This is a genomic window from Fibrobacter sp. HC4 (assembly GCF_023373925.1).
Classification (GTDB): Bacteria; Fibrobacterota; Fibrobacteria; order Fibrobacterales; family Fibrobacteraceae; genus Fibrobacter.
Genome location: NZ_JALCZV010000020.1, coordinates 61,619 through 76,578, shown reverse-complemented (window position 1 = coordinate 76,578; position 14,960 = coordinate 61,619). Strand labels below are relative to the sequence as shown.

Annotated in this window: 17 protein-coding genes; 7 read left to right on the top strand and 10 right to left on the bottom strand. The window is 51.2% G+C overall.

The features are described from left to right. Positions 1-43: 43 nt before the first annotated feature. Together MMG03_RS12705 and MMG03_RS12700 are read right to left on the bottom strand one after the other, a co-directional pair. Entirely contained in the window at positions 44-220 is a 177-nt protein-coding gene (locus MMG03_RS12705) for a hypothetical protein (RefSeq protein WP_158535508.1), read from the bottom strand. A 213-nt stretch (positions 221-433) separates the two neighbouring features. Then, on the bottom strand, positions 434-2,041 hold the full coding sequence (locus MMG03_RS12700) for a substrate-binding domain-containing protein (protein WP_249506434.1): 1,608 nt from the start codon (positions 2,039-2,041) through the stop codon (positions 434-436). A 51-nt stretch (positions 2,042-2,092) separates the two neighbouring features. Here MMG03_RS12700 and MMG03_RS12695 point away from each other — a divergent pair, with 51 nt between their 5' ends. Both MMG03_RS12695 and MMG03_RS12690 read left to right on the top strand, forming a co-directional pair. After that, on the top strand, positions 2,093-2,785 hold the full coding sequence (locus tag MMG03_RS12695) for an AzlC family ABC transporter permease (RefSeq protein WP_073157778.1): 693 nt from the start codon (positions 2,093-2,095) through the stop codon (positions 2,783-2,785). Beyond that, positions 2,782-3,120: a branched-chain amino acid transporter permease gene (locus MMG03_RS12690; protein WP_073157775.1), complete on the top strand. Its 339-nt coding sequence runs from the start codon at positions 2,782-2,784 to the stop codon at positions 3,118-3,120. The genes MMG03_RS12695 and MMG03_RS12690 overlap by 4 nt, the downstream gene beginning before the upstream one ends. Here MMG03_RS12690 and MMG03_RS12685 read toward each other — a convergent pair. The 4 genes from MMG03_RS12685 to MMG03_RS12670 all read right to left on the bottom strand — a co-directional run bounded on the left by MMG03_RS12685 (position 3,101) and on the right by MMG03_RS12670 (position 5,627). After that, positions 3,101-3,724 carry a flavodoxin family protein gene (locus MMG03_RS12685; RefSeq protein WP_073283496.1) on the bottom strand — a complete coding sequence of 208 codons (624 nt, stop codon included), beginning with the start codon at positions 3,722-3,724 and terminating at the stop codon, positions 3,101-3,103. The two genes, MMG03_RS12690 and MMG03_RS12685, sit on opposite strands and share 20 nt — an antisense overlap. Positions 3,725-3,935: 211 nt before the next feature. Continuing rightward, complete coding sequence (locus MMG03_RS12680) at positions 3,936-4,709, bottom strand: SDR family oxidoreductase (RefSeq protein WP_073157769.1); 774 nt, start codon at positions 4,707-4,709, stop codon at positions 3,936-3,938. Between the two features lie 132 nt (positions 4,710-4,841). Beyond that, positions 4,842-5,072: a DUF167 domain-containing protein gene (locus MMG03_RS12675; protein ID WP_073157767.1), complete on the bottom strand. Its 231-nt coding sequence runs from the start codon at positions 5,070-5,072 to the stop codon at positions 4,842-4,844. A gap of 15 nt (positions 5,073-5,087) precedes the next feature. Further along, a complete protein-coding gene (locus MMG03_RS12670) occupies positions 5,088-5,627 on the bottom strand; it encodes a DivIVA domain-containing protein (protein ID WP_083538306.1) in 540 nt (179 codons plus the stop codon). A gap of 191 nt (positions 5,628-5,818) precedes the next feature. On the opposite strand from MMG03_RS12670, the gene MMG03_RS12665 reads away from it, so the two are divergent. The 5 genes from MMG03_RS12665 (at position 5,819) to yidC (ending at position 9,631) form a co-directional block, all read left to right on the top strand. Next, positions 5,819-6,901, top strand: coding sequence for a GGDEF domain-containing protein (locus tag MMG03_RS12665; RefSeq protein WP_158236542.1), 1,083 nt, complete (start codon positions 5,819-5,821; stop codon positions 6,899-6,901). A 117-nt stretch (positions 6,902-7,018) separates the two neighbouring features. Further along, entirely contained in the window at positions 7,019-7,174 is a 156-nt protein-coding gene (gene rpmH / locus MMG03_RS12660) for a 50S ribosomal protein L34 (protein ID WP_073157761.1), read from the top strand. Between the two features lie 15 nt (positions 7,175-7,189). Next, positions 7,190-7,555, top strand: a complete 366-nt coding sequence (locus MMG03_RS12655) for a ribonuclease P protein component (protein WP_249506433.1) — start codon at positions 7,190-7,192, stop codon at positions 7,553-7,555. Next, positions 7,527-7,796 carry a membrane protein insertion efficiency factor YidD gene (gene yidD, locus MMG03_RS12650; RefSeq protein WP_083541928.1) on the top strand — a complete coding sequence of 90 codons (270 nt, stop codon included), beginning with the start codon at positions 7,527-7,529 and terminating at the stop codon, positions 7,794-7,796. Before MMG03_RS12655 ends, yidD begins: the two co-directional genes overlap by 29 nt. Further along, a complete protein-coding gene (gene yidC / locus MMG03_RS12645) occupies positions 7,793-9,631 on the top strand; it encodes a membrane protein insertase YidC (RefSeq protein ID WP_249506432.1) in 1,839 nt (612 codons plus the stop codon). Before yidD ends, yidC begins: the two co-directional genes overlap by 4 nt. 93 nt (positions 9,632-9,724) lie before the next feature. Here the strand turns inward: yidC and MMG03_RS12640 are convergent, their stop codons facing one another. The 4 genes from MMG03_RS12640 to pyrC form a co-directional block, all read right to left on the bottom strand. Then, a complete protein-coding gene (locus MMG03_RS12640) occupies positions 9,725-10,657 on the bottom strand; it encodes a hypothetical protein (RefSeq protein ID WP_249506431.1) in 933 nt (310 codons plus the stop codon). A 2-nt stretch (positions 10,658-10,659) separates the two neighbouring features. After that, positions 10,660-13,032, bottom strand: coding sequence for a ribonuclease R family protein (locus MMG03_RS12635; RefSeq protein ID WP_249506430.1), 2,373 nt, complete (start codon positions 13,030-13,032; stop codon positions 10,660-10,662). A gap of 13 nt (positions 13,033-13,045) precedes the next feature. Then, positions 13,046-13,798 carry a 1-acyl-sn-glycerol-3-phosphate acyltransferase gene (locus MMG03_RS12630; protein WP_073157749.1) on the bottom strand — a complete coding sequence of 251 codons (753 nt, stop codon included), beginning with the start codon at positions 13,796-13,798 and terminating at the stop codon, positions 13,046-13,048. Positions 13,799-13,909: 111 nt separating this feature from the next. Continuing rightward, positions 13,910-14,911, bottom strand: a complete 1,002-nt coding sequence (gene pyrC, locus MMG03_RS12625) for a dihydroorotase (RefSeq protein WP_073157746.1) — start codon at positions 14,909-14,911, stop codon at positions 13,910-13,912. Between the last annotated feature and the right edge of the window lie 49 nt (positions 14,912-14,960).

Below are 14,960 nucleotides of genomic sequence, written 5' to 3'. Positions count from 1 at the left end.
AACGACGTCTAGTAAAGTTGTCGCTTCGCTTGTCTTGAATCAATTAAGCCTTCTTCGGCTTTTCGGCAGGGGCGGCATGATTCAAGCCCAGAAGCATCATGATTTCTTCACGGCCGCCCACGACGTTCGTTGCGTTCACGTAAAGGCTTTTCATGTTGCCGTCGTTCCAGACTACTTCTGGAAGGGAGTTGGCCGCTTTATTTTCTTTTTTTTCGTTCATGAGAATAGCTCCAAATAAAATGGCTATGTTCTACTAATTAGTAGGACTGCCATTTTATGTTGAATTTACTGAAAAAATACTAAAAAATGGTCTAACCCAACAAAAATTAGGTTAGACCAAGTATCTAAGATAAAGTTTTTAGATAGTTATATTACATCTACACTTTGAAAGAACATAGCCAATTTTATTTTTGAACGTTACACAAGGGACGTACTAGGAACGGGGATTTTTACCGAAAAATTCCTTGTAGCACTTGGTAAAATAGGAGGGAGCGGAGAACCCGACGCGGTAAGCCACCTCGGAAATACTAAGGCTCGGATCCTGCAAAAGCTCGCTGGCCCGTTGCAGACGACGCTCGCGGATAATCTCCACAGGGGACTTCTGGGCTAGACTTTTCACCTTGCGGTACAGCTGCACGCGAGAAACGCACATTTCCTGGCTAATATCTTCTACGGAAAGAGTGGGACTGTCCAGCTTTTTATCCACGCAAGCCAGGAATTTCTCCATAAATTCAATCTTTTGAGGGATTTCTGCGGACTTTTCCGGTTCCGTCGGCTGATTTTCAGTCAAAGTTTGGGTTGTAGCGTCCAAAAGTTGGTCTCTTTGTTCCTCAAGTTGGTCTCTTTGCAGTTCCACACGGGCCTTTTCAGCATCAAGTTCCTCATTTTTGCGGATCAGTTCGTCATTTTTCTGACGAAGTTCCTCATTCAGGCAGTCTTTTACACGATTTGCATGAATAATCAGGATCAAGAAAACGAAAACAACGCCAGTGAAAAGGCACATGGCAATGCTAAGCATGGCTCGAGTTTCCGATTCATCCTTGATTTTACCAACCAGATTGTGCATCTTGGCGATATAGCCCGCCCTTTTTTGGACTTCGCGGTACTGAAGCAGCAAAACATTGGCATTTTCCTTGGTAACAATGCTGGTTTCTAGTACATTGTTCTTTTCATAGGGTTCGCCACGGAGAATTTTTAACGCAAGTTCAATCAGCTCATCGCCGCAGATGGGGTAAATGCCTGAAGCGATCAGCAGACCGTCACGGACATTTTCCATACCGCCATCGGGAATGGGCAGGGCGTCCACACCCAAATACAGAACTTCATTTTTCTGACCATCCAACTGCCCGCGGGACGAAAGCACCTTGCGAGCCCCCAGGGCCATGCGGTCGTTATCCCCAAAAACCAGGTCGATGGGGCCATCATAATACTTGAGGATTTCCTCCATGGCCTTGGCACCGGATTCTTCCTTCCAGTCGCCCTCGGCGTAACCCACAATTTTCAGATCCGGATATTTTTTGATGGCGTCCGCGAAACCCTGATGGCGCTCCTTAGCCGGAGAAGAACCCTTGAGGCCACCGATTTCGGCAATGTTTCCCTTGCCTTTCAGCTGGGCTGCCGCAAATTCTCCCATCATATTTCCGATGGCGTAATTGTCTGCTCCCATGAACGCTGTAAATTCCACGTCGTTCATCTTGCGATCATAAAGGATCACAGGCACCTTCATGTCCTGGGCCCGCTTCATACTTCCAGAAAGGCCCTTCACCTGGTTAGGAGACACAATCAGAAGGTCTAGTCCTGTATTCAGAAGAGAATCAATCTGACGGCTCTGCTGCACATCATCGTCGTCGGCAAAGGCCATACGGATTTCCACATCCTCATTAAAATAGGATGCCAGCACCAGCTCATCTTTTAGCTGGTAACGCCAATCCGTTAGCGAACACTGAGAAATTCCAATCACATACTTGTGTTCGTGACTGCCACAGCCCATAAGGGTCGCGCACACAAACGTAACAAATAACGCCCCAAACATTTTCATCATGTTTCCAATATACAATAAATTTTCGGTTCTGTTTTCTATATTCCCACTACAATGCAGCCGACTCAATCCTCATTCAAGAATTCTCTGAAGATCGCCTTCAAGCGTTCTTTGCCAGTACTTACAGGGTACTGGTTTCTGGGCATTACTTATGGGGTGTTGGCGGAGTCCATGGGCTTCAGCTATCTTTACCCGCTGAGCATGGCGCTGTTTATTTTTAGCGGGTCTGCGGAGTTTCTTGGCCTGGGAATGCTTGCGGCGAATTTCAATCCGCTGGCCGCTGCAAGTATGGCTCTGGTGGTGGGCGCACGTCATCTGTTTTACGGAATTTCCATGCTGGACCGTTATCGCGGTATGGGGTGGCGAAAGCCCTTCCTGATTTTCTGGCTTACGGATGAAACCTTCGCCATCAACTATAACGCCAAGGAATCAACGCCTACGGAAATGCTGTTGGTGAGCCTCCTGGATTACCTTTACTGGATATCCGGCGGCTTTATGGGCTACATGTTCGGTTCCCTTCTGAAGGTGGATATTCACGGTCTGGAATTTGTGGTGACCGCCATGTTTGTGGCCATCTTCATGGATCAGTTCCTGAAAGAAAAGGAACATCGTCCGGCGTGGATTGGAATCGGTTGCACGGCGGCGGCGCTGTTCATTTTTGGAAGTCAGTACTTTGTGATTCCTGCCATGATTGGTATTCTTTTGCTGTTGACCACTTTCCGTAAAAAGTTAGAGGTAAACCTTTGACATCCCAACAACAAATATTGACCATTGCCATTCTGGCCTTGATGACGGTGTTGACGCGAGCCTTGCCTTTCATCATCTTTTCGGAAGGGAAGTCCCGGAAAAAAGAAACGCCCAAGTATATTCAGTACCTGGGCAAGGCTTTACCGCTAGCTGTTTTTGGAATGCTGGTGGTGTACTGCCTTAAGGATGTTCAGTGGCTTCAGGGGGTGCACGGCATTCCCGAGGTAGTGGGCATTTTGACTACCGCGGCAGTTCATGTGTGGCGTCGTCAGCTGTTCCTCTCCATGGCTGTAGGAACCGCGATCTACATGATTCTTATTCGCGTTCTGCAGTAGCCTTCATCTTCTTTGCGAAATCTGCCATACGCTGCAGGTCGTTTTCGTTAGGTCGTGTTGCTGCATCGGCCCAGCGTTTCTTGCAGGCTTCAAGGTCTTCGCCCCTGTGGCCGGGAACGCTTCCTTCGAGGCGTCGCTTGATTAGTGCCGGGTTGACGGCTCCCTGGCAGCTGAAGGTCCCGAGGATCCTGTTGCCTGGTCCCAGCATGGAACCTGCCCGGGCAAAGGCCGTGATGGTGTGTTCCGTTCCGTCGTAGGCACCGTGGGTCTGGAACAGGGCGACCTTCTTGCCGGAAATTCTAGAAAGTAAAATGGAGGACTTGCGGTCGGGAGCGCCCTTGCGGAGCCAGTAACCTACCATGACTCCATCGTAGCCGGAAAGTTTTTCTTCCAGCTTTCTGTCGAGAGTTTCCGATGAAATGGCGAGACTGTTTCTGCAGACGTCGATGGAGACAGATTCCTCATCGTCTTCTTCGCGAATATCTGCGGGTCCAATAATTTCCTGAACGTTCAATAAATCGGCGCCCATTTCACGGGCGGCCACTTCAGCCAGTTTGCGGGTGTTCCCCGTAACGCTGGAATAAACAACAATCCATTTCGCCATGTCCCTAATCTAATACCAAAAGCGCGGGGCAAAAATCATTTTTTTCTTATTGTTGAACATAAAAAACGCCCGCGTTTCCGCGAGCGTTTTTAGCTTAAAGCTTAAAGTTTAAAGTTTAAAGTTTAAAGGTTAAAGGAAAGCGGATTTTTTTCTGAATTTCTTTCCGCTTTCTACATTCACCTTTCCGCTTTACTCTATCCGCTTTCACCTACTACATGCAGGTGTAGCCACCGTCAACCGGAACCATGATGCCGGTAACGTAGCTGGAAGCCTTGGATGCAAGGAAGATTGCGGCGGTATCCAGTTCGCCTTCGTTTCCATAGCGTTCTGCCGGGATCATAGTCTTGGCATTTGCCTGGAAGAAGTCGGAATCCAGGGTTTCCTTGGTGAGCGGGGTGTAGAAGTAACCCGGGCAGATGGCGTTAACGTTGATGCCCTTGCTGGACCATTCAGCGGCCAGGGCGCGGGTCAGGTTAACAACTGCGCCCTTTGCGGCGTGGTACGGTGCAGAACCGCAGATCTTGTTACCAACAAGGCCGTACATAGAGGCGATGTTGATGATACGGCCATACTTTGCCGGGAGCATTGCCTTCTTGGCGACGGCGCGAGCCATCTTGAAGGTGCCGCCCAGGTCCACGTTCATTTCGTGGTTCAGCTGGTCGTCGGTAATGTCTTCTGCCGGAGCGACAGCGCCGGTACCGGCGTTGTTGATCAGGATGTCGATGCGGCCAAGCTTTGCGAGGATTTCGTCAACGGCTGCTTCGACCTTGGCTGTGTCGGTAATGTCGCACTGGACTGCGATAGCTTCGACGCCGTAGGTTTCAGAAATTTCCTTGGCGACAGCTTCGATCATTTCCTTGCGGCGGGCGATTGCAACAATCTTTGCGCCCTGATTTGCAAGTGCCTTGGCCATCTGAACGCCAAGACCAGTGGAACAACCAGTAACAACTGCGACCTGACCGGTCAAATCGAAATAATTCTTCATCTTTATTCCTTGTGTGATGAGTTTTTTAATGCGAAAATAAAATACACTTTAAAACCTTTAAAGTGCTACAAATTGGAGCAATTTTTCAAAAAAATTACGGAAGTTCGTTGAAAATCACAAAAAAAGACCCGATTACGGGTCTATTCCGTCGATCTCGACGACTTTCTTGTTGTTCGTTGAGCCTAAAACCACCCGAACATCCCGCTTGTGAACCTTAAAATGGTCCGCCAGCAGCTCGCAGATGGCTTCGTTGGCGGCACCCTCTACCGGCGGGGCCTTGACTTCCACCTTAAAGCTGCCGTCGGGCTGGGGCGTTACCGATTCCCGCTTGCTGCGGGCGTGAACCTTGATATTGATTCTCATGGGGTTCCTGCGGGCTTAGGCCAGGACGTTTCCCATGGTGGGAACATTGACCTTGGCAGGAGCCACGCGCTTGGGTTCCCGTTCCAGGGCTTCCATTTCGCGCTGGTCGTTTTCCATGGCGGTCAGCAGGTCCTGCTGGCCCTTGATCAGGGCGCGGCAGCGGATGAAGTAGTTGGTGCGCAGCTGTTTCAGCTGTTCGATTTCGGCGCGGAGGTCTTCGGCTTCACGCTTGGTACTTTCCACTTCGCGGACGGCGCGGGCCTTGGCTTCGGCGATAATAATTTCGGCTTCCTTTTCGGCGGTAGACTTTACTTCGTCTACAGTCTTCTGCATGGTCACTACGGCGTCCTGGATTGTCTTTTCAATCTGGCGGTAATAGTTGACGCGCTCTTCGGCCACCTTCAGACGTTCAGTCAGGTCGGTTCGCTCCCTGGACATCTGTTCAAAGGCGTTGGCTGCCGTTTCCAGGAATGCCTTGACTTCTTCGGGGTCGATGCCGCCAAAGCTCTTCTTGTGGAAAGTCTGATTTCGGATATCTAGAGGTGTCAGTTCCATAATTAACCTTGTAAAGTTGGAAGTCCTTTTTAAGACGTGTAGAAATATAATAATAAGAATTCCCAATTTAGTCCGTCTAACTTTATAAAGTGGGTTAGAGGTGCCGAAAATTGAAAAAAAATCAATTAAAAATGTGGACTTTTTTTGTTTTCTGCAGAATTCGTTTTATATTTTGGTGCAGGATAGGATTGATGAGAATAATAAAGAATTTCTGGAAACAGCAGAACACCCTGGAAAGGAAACTTTTCTGGTCGATTCTTGTTGTGGTGACCCTGGCTTCTACGGGTTCGGCTATCTTTACGGTAGCTGAAGGGATGAGCGCCATAGCTGCGGCCTGTGGCTTCGGCTGTGTACTTGTCTGCTTGATGGTGGCTGCCGTTGCAGTAAAAACTTCCCTGTATAACCAGTGTTATCTGGTGATGTGCTGCCTGCTCACCTGCTTTTTGATGCCGTTGCTGTTCTTGTTCTGCGGCGGTATTACCAGCGGAATGCCTCTTTACTATGTGACGGCCATTGCCTTGATCGCCTATGCGGCGCGGGGGACGGCCAAGATCGTGGCTTTTTCTGTGTCGGTCCTGGTGAACGCCATTGTGTTTTTGGCGTCCTGGGTCTACCCGAACCTGGTGGTGGCGGAATTGGATCGGGATGGCGCCTACCTGGATATTCTGGTAACGAGCCTCTTCACTTCGTTGACCCTTTTTGCTGTGGGGGCGTTCTCTTTGAGGGCTTATGCCGAAGAACGCAAGAAGTGTGAAGTTTTGCTGTATAAATTGGATTATTTATCGCAGCGAGACCCGCTAACCGAGATTTATAACCGCAGGCACTTGATTTCCCACTTGCAGGATGTGGTCTGGCGCCGTCGAAATGAATTTTACCTGCTGATGCTGGACCTGGATGACTTTAAGCGGATAAACGACCGTCTTGGACATCCGTTCGGGGATCAGATTATCAATGCCGTGGCTCGAATTCTGGCAAATCATCAGGACGAAGGTTGTGGGGAATGTGTTGCCCGTTACGGCGGCGTTAATTTTGTGTATGCCATGAACGCGTCGTCCGAAGGCGAGGCTTTTGCCAGGGCGGAAGTTATCCGCAAGGAAGTTCGCCAGCTCCAGTTTGAAGATTTTCCAGACGTTTCCGTGACTATAAGCGGTGGTTTTGTGCCTTGTTCTGGGCGGTCTTTCTCTGATATTCGGCAGGTTTTGAGCCACGTGGATGAACTTCTGGTATTTGCGAAAACCCATGGAAAAAATCAAATTCGCAATGGGGCTGATTAAGAAATTCGTGGAAAAGGTGTTGATAACCCCGATTTCTTAGACTACCCCCCTTGATTTATCCTTGAACTTTACTAAATTTGCATTTCAAAAATTTGACTTTTAATAAAGGTTACTACAATGAAAAGAACTTTCCAGCCTCACAATCGTAAGCGTGTCAACAAGCATGGTTTCATGACCCGTATGGAAGACCGTTGGGGTCGTGCTGTTTTGAGCCGTCGCCGCGCCAAGGGCCGCAAGCGTCTGACCATCAGCGACACTATCTACAAGAAGTAATTTGGGAATTGGCTCGTGGCCAGTCTACGTTCTTATAGGCTGCCCAACCAGCCCGCTTACCGGCAAGTAGCCGTCCAAGGGAAGTATGTCCGCGGTTCATCGTTCTCGATGAGGTGGATTGATAGTCCGGACGGTTTTTGTCGTTTCTGCTTTTTGGCAAAAAAGAAAAACGGTAATGCCGTTTATCGCAATAGGTGCCGCAGACTTCTGCGCCCGTTGTTCTATGGGATGGTTCCCCAGATCACCAAGCCTGTTTGGGCTATGATCATCGTAAACGATAAGGCCGAAGAAGTTACTTCGGAACGTTTCCGCGAAACCGCCGAGAAAATCTTCAAAAAGATGGAATGGAGCCATGCAGACTCCGACGTCAAGAATGGATAAGATACGGGATGTTGCCCGGAGCGTGATGATTGCTCCCATACGTCTGTACCAAATTATCCATCCTTTTTTCTTTAGTGGCGTCTGCAGGTTTCAGCCGACCTGTTCTCAGTATGCAATTGAGGCTATCCGCGTCCACGGAGTCTTCAAAGGTTTCTATCTTGCGGTTTTTAGAATTTTAAGGTGCAATCCATTTTGCAAGGGCGGCTACGATCCCGTACCCCCTAAAAAGGAAAGAAGATGAACAAGAATACCCTAGTCGGAACTATTCTTATTGTAGCCATCATGATCTGGTGGTTCAGTACCAATGCCGCTAATAACGAGGCCTCCATGGCAGCCAGGGCCGCCCAGAAGGCTGCTGCAGATTCTGTTGCTGCCCTCCAGGCCGAACAGTCTGCCTCTAATGGTAGCCTGGTTCTCCCGGTAACGGGAAATACGGAACTGAAGGCCGCTCCGGTTCTGGGTGGTGCTCCTGCGGTTGCCGCAGCGGATTCTTCTGCCAAGGATTCTGCAGCTGTTGATTCTTCCGCTGCACCTGCCAAGGTGATTGAAGCCCGTTCCGTCGTGGTGGAAACCGAAAAGTTCATCATGACCCTCACCAACAAGGGTGCAAAGATCCAGAGTGTGATCGTGAAGGCCCTGCCGGATTCCGCAGGCAAGTTCCCCGAACTGATTCAGGATACCACCCTCGGTGCCCTGGACCTGAAGATTGACGGTGCTGACCTGAGCGAAGTGCTGTTTGATGCTGGTGAAGTTCCCGCTAAGATTGATGTGGCTTCCGATACTACAGTGCAGTTTGTTTTCAAGGACGCCAATGGTAACCAGGTTATCCGTAGCTATGGCTTTACCAAGGATGGTGCTGCTGTTCGCCAGTCCAACAAGGTGGTGGGTTTCCGCGCTAACGGTTATGAACTGTCCTGGAAGGGCGGCATGAAGGAATCCGAAGACATTCCTCAGGGTAAGAGCTTCGGTGGCGCCTCCTACTTCTTCAGCGAAGTCGTCTACAATAATACCAGCAATGTGGAACGCGAAATGGTCCGCGAAGAAACTTCCTTCAACGATGGCCGTCTTTCCTGGGCTGGCCTTCGTCGCAAGTATGTCGCCATGACCATGCAGTTTGACACTCCGGTTCCTGCGACCCTCAAGGCAAAGCCCATGAAGGTGATGGAAAACGACAAGGATCCCGGTACCTACAAGCTGACTGTTTCTGATGAATTCCATGGCGACGAACTGGCTTACAACTTCATGGTTCTCCCGCTGCAGTGGAACGAAATTGAATCCCTGAACCAGGACTACGAAAAGATCATCGTCAGTGGCTGGACCTGGTGCGGAGCAAACGTTTGGTTCGTATGGATCTGCAAGATGTTGCTGAAGCTCCTGAACCTGTTCTACAGCATGTTGCCCAACTACGGTATCGCCATCATTCTGGTGACCTTCATTGTCCGCGGTATTACCACTCCGTTTACTGTCAAGCAGATGAAGTCTACCAGCGCCATGAGCAAGCTGAAACCCCAGCTGGATGAAATCAACGTGAAGTACCGTAGCGATCCTCAGAAGAAGCAGGCCGCTATTATGGAACTTTACCAGAAGAATGGCGTGAACCCGCTGGCTAGCTGCACTGGTGGCTGCCTCCCCATGCTGTTCCAGATGCCGGTGTTCATGGGCTTGTTCTTCGTGCTTGGCCGTGCTGTGGAACTCCGCGGTATGCCGGCATTCCTCTGGATTACCGACTTGAGCCGTAGCGATGTTATTTTCGATGGCTTCAGCATTCCGTTCCTCATGCCTGCCGGTCTCGCTGTTCTCCCCTGGATCATGGTGGTTACCACCTATTTCCAGACCAAGGTGACCATGGGTAGCAACTCCGCGATGGATCCTGCCCAGGCTAAGATGATGGCTTGGATGATGCCCGCCATGATGTTCCTGTTCAGTGCCGTGATGCCTTCTGGCCTTGTGCTCTACTGGATTGTTTCTAACATCTGGTCCATTGTCCAGTACAAGATCATCAAGCGCGATCAGAACGGCTCCGATTCCAAGACTATTAAGGGCAAGAAGGTCCAGGACGCTGAAATCGTCAAGTAGTCTGCTGGCTTTCTAGACTGTAGTCTTATAGAATTGAAAAACTCCCGAGTCTGAACTCGGGAGTTTTTTTATAGTATGAATTTTTCCGTTTGACTACTCGTATTCTGCGCCGTCTAATTTGCGGCCGAGAATCTTGTATTTCATCTTGATTGCCTTCCGCAAAATGGGCCAGCCGATTTTATGGAATCCCTTTTCCAGCAGGGTGTCTCGGGTCTGGGTGATGATGTTCCCTGCGGGCTTGGGGAGCCATTCTTCCTTGAAATCGTTTGCGAGACCTGCTTCCTTGATAAGGGCTGCGTAGTCTGCCGAGAGGGCGTCGTAGGCCTTGTTTCGGATAAAGTGCATTCTTTCCTTGGCGTCGAATCGGTGCTGCAGGAGTTTGCGCTTTACAAAACCGCAACCTTGTGCGATCAGTTCCGGATAGGCGAACATGACAGGTCGTTCTGTGTAGAAAAGACTTTCCGTCTGAACTTCAGCTTCTAGGAATGCGTTGGAAAGCCCGATTTCAAGACGATGGACCACATCGTAGAAAGTTTCCTGTTCGGGAGTTTCCATGAGGTGCATATAGAAGGCCCCAAGTGCTTCCTGTTTTAGATAAAGGAAGAAAGACTGCAGGTGGGGAGTGACTTCGTTGTTCATGGTAAGAGAAACCGCGTCGGCAGTGCAGGTTTCGGCCCGCTTGATAAAATCGGCGAAACGGTTCTGGTAGTAGACGATAGAATCGTTTACCAGCAGGATTCGTTCGATACTGGTCAATGGGGCAAACTTGCCTTTGCCTTGTGCCAGATCCTTGAGAAAACGGTGCCACATGCCGAAGTCGAAGCCGTGGTTTTCTGTAAGGTAAAGCCTGATCCCGTTTTCTTCGAGGAACGTGTTTGTTTCTGCAGAAAGCGGACGGTTATTTGTCAGAAGGACCACGGTAAAGTCGGTTTCTGCCAAGTGCTTTAACGCAAAGCGGACGTAGCCGGGGAGGTCTTCCCCGACTTGGTACGAAGCGTATAGGACTAGCTTGGAATTTGTAGGCATGATTACCTGCGGCGGGTGCGGACCTTGCCTTTACGGGGCTTTTCGCTGCGGCTTCTGGGGGTAGCGCGAGTTTCCTTGGCGGCTGAACTGTGTCCGCGGTCGGCTCTGCCTCGGGCGGCACGTCCGGTGCGTTCGAAGCTGGGTGCGTCCATGTCGGAACCACGGCGGCCACGACGTCCTCGTCCGCGCATGCCTGCGGAAAGGAATGCCGGCATGCCGTCATCGCGATCGTCATCGTCGGGCTGACTCAGGTAGCCCATGGCTTCTGCGGCTTCGGCTCGGTCCATGCGTTCGTTGTAGTTGCGAGCGTCTTCTTCCACGTCGCGGCGGGTGCGGCGCTGCTTCTTGGGCTCGGGAGAGAGTTTCTCGATAATGGAGAAGTCCACCTGGCCGCGTAGCGGGTCCACGCGGAGCAACTGAGCCATCACCTTGTCGCCACGGCGGAAGGTGCGGCCACAGCGCTTGCCGAATGCAAGACCCTGATCCGGATTGTATACGTAGAAGTCATCGCCGGCGATGTCGCGGTAGCGGCACAGACCTTCGGCGATGGGATCGTTAATGGAAAGGTAGATGCCCCATTCCTCGATGCCGTTGACGGTGGCCTCGAAGTTGTCGCCGATGCGGTCCTTCAGGAGCCAGGTAGAGCAGACCTTGATGGCCTGGCGTTCCACCTTCATGTTCTTGATTTCGTTGGCGGAAATCAAGTCGCATACGTCAATGACGCTTTCCTTGCGCTCTGCGGAAATTTCCTTGCCCTTGCGAGCCAGTTCGCGATGGCACCAGAGGTCGGCGTAACGGCGGATGGGGGAGGTAAAGTGAGAGTAGTCCTGCCAATTCAGGGCGAAGTGGCCGAAACTGTTGCTGTCGTAATGAGCCTTCTGCATACTACGCAGAATACGGTTCATCAAGGTCTCGTCGTCACCAGCCTTCTGCACCAGGTGTTCATAGAGCTTGAACGCGGTGGGATTCAGGTTGGTGTCGCCGCTGCGGGGTTTGCCCAGATCGCGAAGCATCACCGGAGCGCCCTGGAACAGGTTGGGGTACATATAGTACAGTTCCATGATGTCCTTGGTGTCGGGGGCTTCGTGAATACGGTAGATGCCCTGCAGACCGCGCTTCTTCAGTTCCTTGGCGCAGCAGTTGTTGGCAATCAACATACATTCTTCAACCCAGGAGTTGGAGATGTCTGTGGTGCGGGGGTAAATGTCAGTGGGTTCGCCGGCTTCGTTGAAGTGGCAGCCCAGTTCGGTACTCTTGAATTCCAGCAGGCCTTCCTTGGTACGGTTGGCTTTCAGCTTGGCGGTAACTTCGGCCAGGTCCTGCATATCCTTGTCACCTTCTTCCCACAGCTTCTTTGCTTGCTGGTAGGTGAGGGAGCGGGTAATGCGGACGATACTGCGATGGAAATCCCAGCTGAGAACATTGGCGTTCTTGTCCAGCATGATCATGCAGGTGTGGGCGCAACGGTCCACATCTTCGTGGAGGGAGCAGATGTCGCTGGAAAGTTCGTCGGGAATCATGGGGACTGCGGTCCAGGGCAGGTACTGGGTGTAGCTGCGTTCCATGGCTTCCTGGTCCAGGGCGCTGCCCTCGGGAACATAGTAGCTTACGTCAGCGATATGGACTCCCAGCTTGTAGCCGCCATCTTCTGTACGTTCGATAGAAATGGCGTCGTCATGGTCCATGGCGCCTTCGGGGTCGATACAGAGGATGGTGGTCTTGCGGTAATCCACGCGACCCTTGAAATCTTTTGCGGTAGGAGCCTTGATGGTCTTGATGTAATCCTGGATTTCCTTGCTGAAGCCCTTGGGAAGGTTAGACTCTTCCATGAACTTCTGGGTAATCTCGGACCAGGAAACGTTCAAGATTTCGGCGGAATGGTCCACCTTGGCTAAATAGCTGTGCTTCAGACGGGGGTGGGGGTACAGGGTAAAGCTGATGACTTCCCCTTCCTTACCCGGAGCCTGACGGCGGTGGCACATTTCGAACTGCTGTTCTGAATCCAGTTCGGTGACGATCCAGGATTCTTCGCCAGTCTGGTGCAGTACGCCTCGGCGGACGCGGGTGCTCTTATCGTCGGTGGTCTGGCGGCGGCTACGGGCTCCCGGACGGCGGTTGTCGCCATCGCTTGCTTCTGCCAGCTTTTTCAGGCGTTTTTCACGCTTTTCTTCCAAAGGTTCGCCGTCACCAATCTGGTATTCCTTGTGATTGGTACGCTTCAAGACGCCCTGGCTGACCAAATCGGCCAGAAGCTGCTTGAATTCCATTTTCTGTTTCTTGGGAAGGCCGAGGGAGGCGCGGAGTCTGCTCCCAACCATGGGTTCTTCTCGGAGAACGGCGACAATCTGCTCGACTGTCGGTAATTGCTGTGCCATGTTAAGCCTCCTTTTATGCTTCGGCCTGGGCCGCTGCCATTTCCGCCTGCTTATAGGGCAATGCGGATTCAATCAAATCGTGTACTTCGTCGCGGAAGTCTGCCATAGGTTTATCGGCGTAATCTTCGTATTTGTAAACCGGATGGACGACAATCTTGACTTCACCGGGAACGAGCGAAAACTTCGTCTTGGACAGACGTTCGCCGGTTCCAATTAATGTAATTGGCAAAATTGCAAAATGTTCTTCTTTCGCCATGCGAAATATTCCATTTTGGAACTTCAGCATTCGGCCATCGGCACTACGGTGTCCTTCGGGGAACACGCTGATGGTGTAGCCCTTGGAAAGTCGGTCACTGACCAGCTTGCCCATGCCGGCATTTTTCTTGGGATCCTTGTGGTTTACTGGGATACAACCTACGTGGTTGAGGACCCATCCGAAAATGGGGATGTTCCAAAGTTCGCCCTTGGCGATAAAGGAGCTAATGATGATGCCCGGCCAGATAACGTTGATGTCCAGGAAACTCTGGTGGTTGGACACGATAACGAAATTGGTGCCTTCGGGGATATTTTCTTTGCCGATCACGTTCAGCTTGATTCTAAAAATCTTGAACAGTACGTTAAAATAGGTGATACAGACACGGGTACATTCTTGCCATTGACCCAAAAGTCCACCACGGAAAAGCATGTAGGGGACGCCGATGATGATAAGGGAAACGGCGATGGTCAGGTAATAAAGTATTGCTCTAATAAAAGATACAAAAGCCATAATTGGAACCTTAATGTTGTGATGCGATGGGTCCTTGTTCTCTTGTAGACAATCTACATAAAAAAAGGGACCCCTGCGTCATCAAGGGTCCCGTACTAGATGTTTTTTAGCTTACTTCAACTTCCATTCCAAGGTTTGGCCGGCTGCCAGGGGAACCACTCCGTTGACGACCTGGGGAACAGTCCAGTTTTCCTTGACCACTTCGATTTGACTGGTGGTTCGGGGAAGTCCGTAGAAGTCTGCACCGAAGCCCGCGATGAAATTGGCTAGCTTGTCCAATGCACCTGCCCGATCAAATTCCTGCACGAGAAGCGGGATGGCTACGGGGGCGCTATAGACGCCAGCGGCACCGCAGGGGCATTCCTTCTTACCCTGCTGATGGGGAGCGGAATCGGTGCCCAGGAAGAACTTGGGATTGCCGCTAAATGCGGCTTCGCGAATGGCGGCGCGGTCTTCGGGGCGCTTGGGCAGAGGTTTGCAGAAGTGGTGGGGACGCAGGGCGTCGCCAATCACATCGTCCAGAGTCATCATCAGGTGATGAACGGTAAAGGTGGCTGCCACATTGGCGGGCAGACGCTTTACGGCTTCTACGGCCTTTGCACTGGAAAGATGTTCAAAGACTATCTTCAGCTTGGGGAATTTTTCGGCCAGAGTTTCCACGCGCTTGATGAATGCGGGTTCGCGATCCAGGCAGAATTCGCCCGGTTCTTCACCATGGACGCAGAGAATAAGGCCCAGTTTTTCCATCATGGCCACTACGGGGAATACGGCTTCGAAATCACTGATTCCGTCGGCGCTGTTGGTGGTGACGCCTGCAGGATAGTACTTGCCTGCCACGACACCTTCTGCCATCATGTCCTTTAGATCCTGTTCGGTGTAGTTCGGATTCAGCTTGAAGGTCATGAGGGGCTGGAAATCCGGGCGGACACTCTTGGCGGCTTCAAGAATCTGCTGCTTGTATTCCTTGATGGATGCGGCAGATGTCATGGGGGGCATGGTGTTGGGCATGATGATGGCACGGCCGAATTGTGCAACAAGGTCGCGGACATAGCCGGGCATCAGTTCGCCCTGACGGAGATGGGCGTGAAAGTCATCGGGTAAAGGAAGGAACATAATAGTGAACAGTGAATAGTTGGGAGTGAATAGTGAAGAGTTATGAGCG

Coding starts and splice junctions, on each gene's coding strand:
- yidD (WP_083541928.1), top strand. CDS start 7,527: ATGCAGACTCCGACGTCAAGAATGGATAAGATACGGGATGTTGCCCGG.
- MMG03_RS12635 (WP_249506430.1), bottom strand. CDS start 13,032: ATGGCACAGCAATTACCGACAGTCGAGCAGATTGTCGCCGTTCTCCGA.
- MMG03_RS12700 (WP_249506434.1), bottom strand. CDS start 2,041: ATGATGAAAATGTTTGGGGCGTTATTTGTTACGTTTGTGTGCGCGACC.
- pyrC (WP_073157746.1), bottom strand. CDS start 14,911: ATGTTCCTTCCTTTACCCGATGACTTTCACGCCCATCTCCGTCAGGGC.
- MMG03_RS12675 (WP_073157767.1), bottom strand. CDS start 5,072: ATGAGAATCAATATCAAGGTTCACGCCCGCAGCAAGCGGGAATCGGTA.
- rpmH (WP_073157761.1), top strand. CDS start 7,019: ATGAAAAGAACTTTCCAGCCTCACAATCGTAAGCGTGTCAACAAGCAT.
- MMG03_RS12640 (WP_249506431.1), bottom strand. CDS start 10,657: ATGCCTACAAATTCCAAGCTAGTCCTATACGCTTCGTACCAAGTCGGG.
- MMG03_RS12705 (WP_158535508.1), bottom strand. CDS start 220: ATGAACGAAAAAAAAGAAAATAAAGCGGCCAACTCCCTTCCAGAAGTA.
- MMG03_RS12665 (WP_158236542.1), top strand. CDS start 5,819: ATGAGAATAATAAAGAATTTCTGGAAACAGCAGAACACCCTGGAAAGG.
- MMG03_RS12685 (WP_073283496.1), bottom strand. CDS start 3,724: ATGGCGAAATGGATTGTTGTTTATTCCAGCGTTACGGGGAACACCCGC.
- MMG03_RS12670 (WP_083538306.1), bottom strand. CDS start 5,627: ATGGAACTGACACCTCTAGATATCCGAAATCAGACTTTCCACAAGAAG.
- MMG03_RS12695 (WP_073157778.1), top strand. CDS start 2,093: ATGCAGCCGACTCAATCCTCATTCAAGAATTCTCTGAAGATCGCCTTC.
- MMG03_RS12680 (WP_073157769.1), bottom strand. CDS start 4,709: ATGAAGAATTATTTCGATTTGACCGGTCAGGTCGCAGTTGTTACTGGT.
- MMG03_RS12630 (WP_073157749.1), bottom strand. CDS start 13,798: ATGGCTTTTGTATCTTTTATTAGAGCAATACTTTATTACCTGACCATC.
- yidC (WP_249506432.1), top strand. CDS start 7,793: ATGAACAAGAATACCCTAGTCGGAACTATTCTTATTGTAGCCATCATG.